General features: G+C 55.9%; 3 protein-coding genes and 1 pseudogene. 2 read left to right on the top strand and 2 right to left on the bottom strand.

Annotated features, from left to right (window positions below):
• Nucleotides 1-232 (bottom strand): annotated as a pseudogene (locus AC30CM_RS26825) (hypothetical protein); the annotation flags it as partial.
• 3 nt (nucleotides 233-235) lie between these two features.
• Nucleotides 236-490: a hypothetical protein gene (locus tag AC30CM_RS26820; protein ID WP_490119949.1), complete on the bottom strand. Its 255-nt coding sequence runs from the start codon at nucleotides 488-490 to the stop codon at nucleotides 236-238.
• Nucleotides 491-678: 188 nt separating this feature from the next.
• On the opposite strand from AC30CM_RS26820, the gene AC30CM_RS26815 reads away from it, so the two are divergent.
• Nucleotides 679-2283: an AAA family ATPase gene (locus AC30CM_RS26815; protein WP_490119948.1), complete on the top strand. Its 1605-nt coding sequence runs from the start codon at nucleotides 679-681 to the stop codon at nucleotides 2281-2283.
• A complete protein-coding gene (locus AC30CM_RS26810) occupies nucleotides 2280-3137 on the top strand; it encodes an HNH endonuclease (RefSeq protein ID WP_490119947.1) in 858 nt (285 codons plus the stop codon). The genes AC30CM_RS26815 and AC30CM_RS26810 overlap by 4 nt, the downstream gene beginning before the upstream one ends.
• Nucleotides 3138-3971 lie beyond the last annotated feature (834 nt).

The raw sequence follows: 3971 nt of genomic DNA, 5'->3' as shown, positions 1-3971 counted from the left end.
ACGCCGGCGCTGCGGGCACCGGTGGCGCGGGCGGCGCGGGCGGCGACGCCGTCACCTCGACCGGCACCCCCACCGCAGGCAAGGGCGGCGCCGGGGGCACGGGCGGCGTCAAGGGTGCCGATGGCGCCGACGGCACCGCGAGCACCACCCCGCCGAGTGCCTCGCGGACGAGTGGAAGTGGTTCGGCGACAACCGTTTCCAAGACGACGGCTTCCAAGACGACGGCTTCCACGACTCAGCGCACTGCGGGCGCGAACCCTGACGTGAAGTCGGCTGGGACGCCGGGCACGGGCGGCGCATCGGCGGGTACCGCGCAGTCGGGATCGACGGGGTCGGGCGACACCGGGTCTGGCAGCACCGGGTCGACGGCGAAGGACTCGGGCTCGAAGAGTTCGGAAGCCAAGGGGTCCGACTCGAAGTAACCGGCAAGGCGGCGCGTCTCGCAAGCTGCGGGCACGAACTCGTCGGCGCTCGCGGGCGACGCGACCAAGGCACGTCGACGTTGGACTACTCGACAGTACAAGATTACCCACCAACCAGGCTGGCGAGAGGACTGCACAGACCATCGACTACGGGCTGCCCCCGTGGACCGAGGCCCCTCAGCGGGTGGCACAGCAGACTTTTGAGTGAATACTGTTCTCTATGCACCCCGTGAGCGCTCAGCTGCAGTTTGTCGTGGTGGACAAGCGGGAGATAGCTCGGCAAATGGGGAGCGCACCCAGGGTTGTGCTTCGCCAGGACGACTGGGACGACTTTGGCTTCAAAACAACATATAGCGTGAGTCTCCGAGGTCGAGATGGCGTCACAATAGATCTCGGTAACGTAAAAATTCTGCAGCGAGGCCAACAGAACGGCCGTCCAGGACTCTCGAAAACATTTTCCCGGTTGGGATCCGAGTATTGCTCGCTAGGCCAGGACATCGAGTACTACGAAGAGCTCACGCGGCTACCCGATCGCAATCTGATGAGCGCCTACCTGGAAAGCATTCGCGACGCTGCATACGATCCGGCAATAGACAGCGAATTCCGCGGCGAACCGGGTTGGGACACATCGCTGCTTCGCTTCGGCCAAGCACTCAACGCGCTATCGGCAGGCCGGCAGCTGCTGCGGGGCGATGAATTGCGAAGTGACAAGATGTCGTTCGTATACGAATGGCGGCACTCCGCGGTATCGACTTCGATTGATTTTGAGTTTGACGACTCAACGGAACTCCCCGGACGCTGTCATGCGTTGATAGGTTACAACGGAGTGGGTAAAACCACACTCCTGGCCGATCTTGCCATCACTGCGAGCAGTGGAGGTAGATCTCGTGCTGGCGGCGTCGATCCGTCACATATCTCAGGGGAAGACACGACATTCGGCGCTGTCATCGCGATTTCATACAGCGCATTCGATACTTTCCTTACACCGGATTCTCAACCTGAGTCCGTCAGCGATGCTGAGCGAGACACGAAGTGGGTAGAAGAGAAAATCAATTTAGTTGGCGATGAAATGGAGTGGGAAAATTCATACATCACATGGGAAGATGAGGAAGTACCTCTGACTTCAAGCCTACCTGCGAGTAATGAGCTTTTTGGATATGTGTATTGTGGCTTAAGGCGCAAAAACTCGACTGACTTAAAGTCGATCGAAGAAATCCAACATGAGTTTGCGAGTGCTCTTACGACTGCAAAGGGCCGCGATGCCGATGGCCATTTACTTTCGGCATATCGAATGCTAAGCCGAGAAGCATCATTCGGGCAGGCTGGTGTGGACCTAATGGCCCTCGCTGATGGCGAATTGACCAATGACGAAGCTGTCGAGGCATTTAGCAGATTAAGCACTGGGCACCAAATCGTCCTCAACATTGTGACGCAGTTGGCTGCTCACCTTCGAGTGCGGTCGCTAGTGCTCATTGACGAGCCGGAAACCCATCTGCACCCGCCTCTCGTTGCGGCACTCCTACGAGCTATCCAAACACTATTAGATCAACACAGCTCGTTCGCTATCGCGGCAACCCACAGTCCTGTGGTGGTCCAAGAGCTCCCTGCGACTTATGTTCGAATAATTGAGCGTCACGGCAGTTTGGTGTCGGTTCGCTCTCCTGAGATCGAGACATTTGCAGAAAATATTGGCGCAATCACACGACACGTCTTTTCTCTTGATAGCAGCGCTACCGATTATCAGGGCGTACTGAAGGCGCTATCGGCTCGATACTCAATCAACGAGATTGACGAGATGTTTAAGAGTGGCTTGAGTGCTCAAGGACGTGCAATCATAGCCACGTTGAGTGAAAATCTATGATCAACGCAGCCGCACCTATCGCTGATGACCAAGAGAATTATTTATACGTAGCCGAGCACCGTGCGTCCAAGAAAAGCGAGCCACGACCGATGGCATTGATGTCAACGGTACTCACTCTTTACAAAGAGTACCTGTCCCGCCTTGGCGATACCGACGGTCCAGGAGTCCATCCATTCTTGCCTGAAGACGCTGAAGCGTTGACGACGAATGCAGACTATTTGACGTTGGTCAGATTCAGCAATCTTCGTAAAGAGATCCTAATGTCAATTCCGACCAATAAATGTGCGTATTGTTATCAAATCAGGGCGCATGAGGTGGATCATTATCTACCAAAATCAAAATTTGGCGAGTACTCGATTTACAGTCCCAATCTGGTCCCAATATGCACAGTTTGCAACCGCAAGAAATTAAATCGCTACAGGCGCGTTGGAGGTGGACGACGTTTCGTCCATCCTTACATCGATACTCTGCCGGACAGCTCGACACGTTACTTGACCGGCACCGTCGTTATCAAAACGTCGGTGGTTGTCAAATATCAGTTGGCGCGGCCCGACGGTATCAATGATGAGTTCTGGGCCATCATCGAAAACCATTACAAAGATCTCGATCTTTTGTCTCGCTATGAGGTTGAAGCGACTGAGGAGATGATGCTTATGCTTAACGCATTTTACGCATACTACGAACGCGGAGGTGTCGACATGCTTCGCGGTGAGTTGTCGACGCTCAAAGATTCGAGAGAAATCATTTACGGCGTAAATCATTGGTGGACAACGTTATATCAACTGCTCGTCAACTCTGAAGAATTTTGTGACCGGGGTTTCACAGCCCTTGGTTCCGACCCCGGACGTCTGTGAACCAAGGTTGCTGGCCCGTAGGCAATGTCACAAATTCTGGATATCTCCGCCTCAAGTAAAGCTTGGCTAGCGTAGCGACTGTGCTAATTAAGCAGGCCGATCATGTCCGCAATGACCTCTTCCAAGCGTTCTCGCGGCTCACCTTTTAGCTCACCGCAGTACTGGCCCCTGAGCAATACAGCCTTAACTATCGGTTGAATCGCCGGGGTTCGAATCCAGCAGTGTTGCGGGAGGTTTCCGGATCCTCGCGGGGCTTCGACGCAGTACTCAGTGACGTGGTCCGGGTCAGTTGACGTCGGACAACCTACGACATACTTCCAATCGACGTTGAAACACACCTCGCGGTTGCTGAGCACAACGAAGTATCGTTTCTTGTTTGCGTCTCGCTAGTTGCGCTCCTCCGGGCGCGGATGTAAGCGCAGGTCTGTGTCGAGCACCTGGTACACACCTCTGTACTGGATGGAACTTAGTGGCACGGATCAGATCTATCCGAGGAGTCCGTTGCTGGCAGTGGCGCACAGGTCGCTCCAGTCGTCGATCTCTCGGACGATTCTGGCGTCCCCGACCGGTTCTCGCCGCTCATCACCGCGTTGCCGCCGACGCTTGCCGAGCTTGTTCATCGAGCGCCGAAGCCTAGGCGCCCTCCCGCAGAAGTCGACGAATCACCGAACCTCTTTTGCCACAGGGGTTTCACGGGTCACATCACGGGCCCGGAGATGTCAGACCCTCGAACTAGTGTTCGAGTATGGCTTCGAGTATGAGGTTGAGTTTGACCGACGCGGCGGCCGCCCTGGCCACGGCCGCCGCCGCGCTGGTCGAGGCCGACGTCGAGGC

Source organism: Mycobacterium sp. DHQP2018-32-09 (assembly GCF_058148405.1).
The sequence above is the reverse complement of the archived record's forward strand: the minus strand, read 5'-3'. Positions and strand labels throughout refer to the sequence as shown.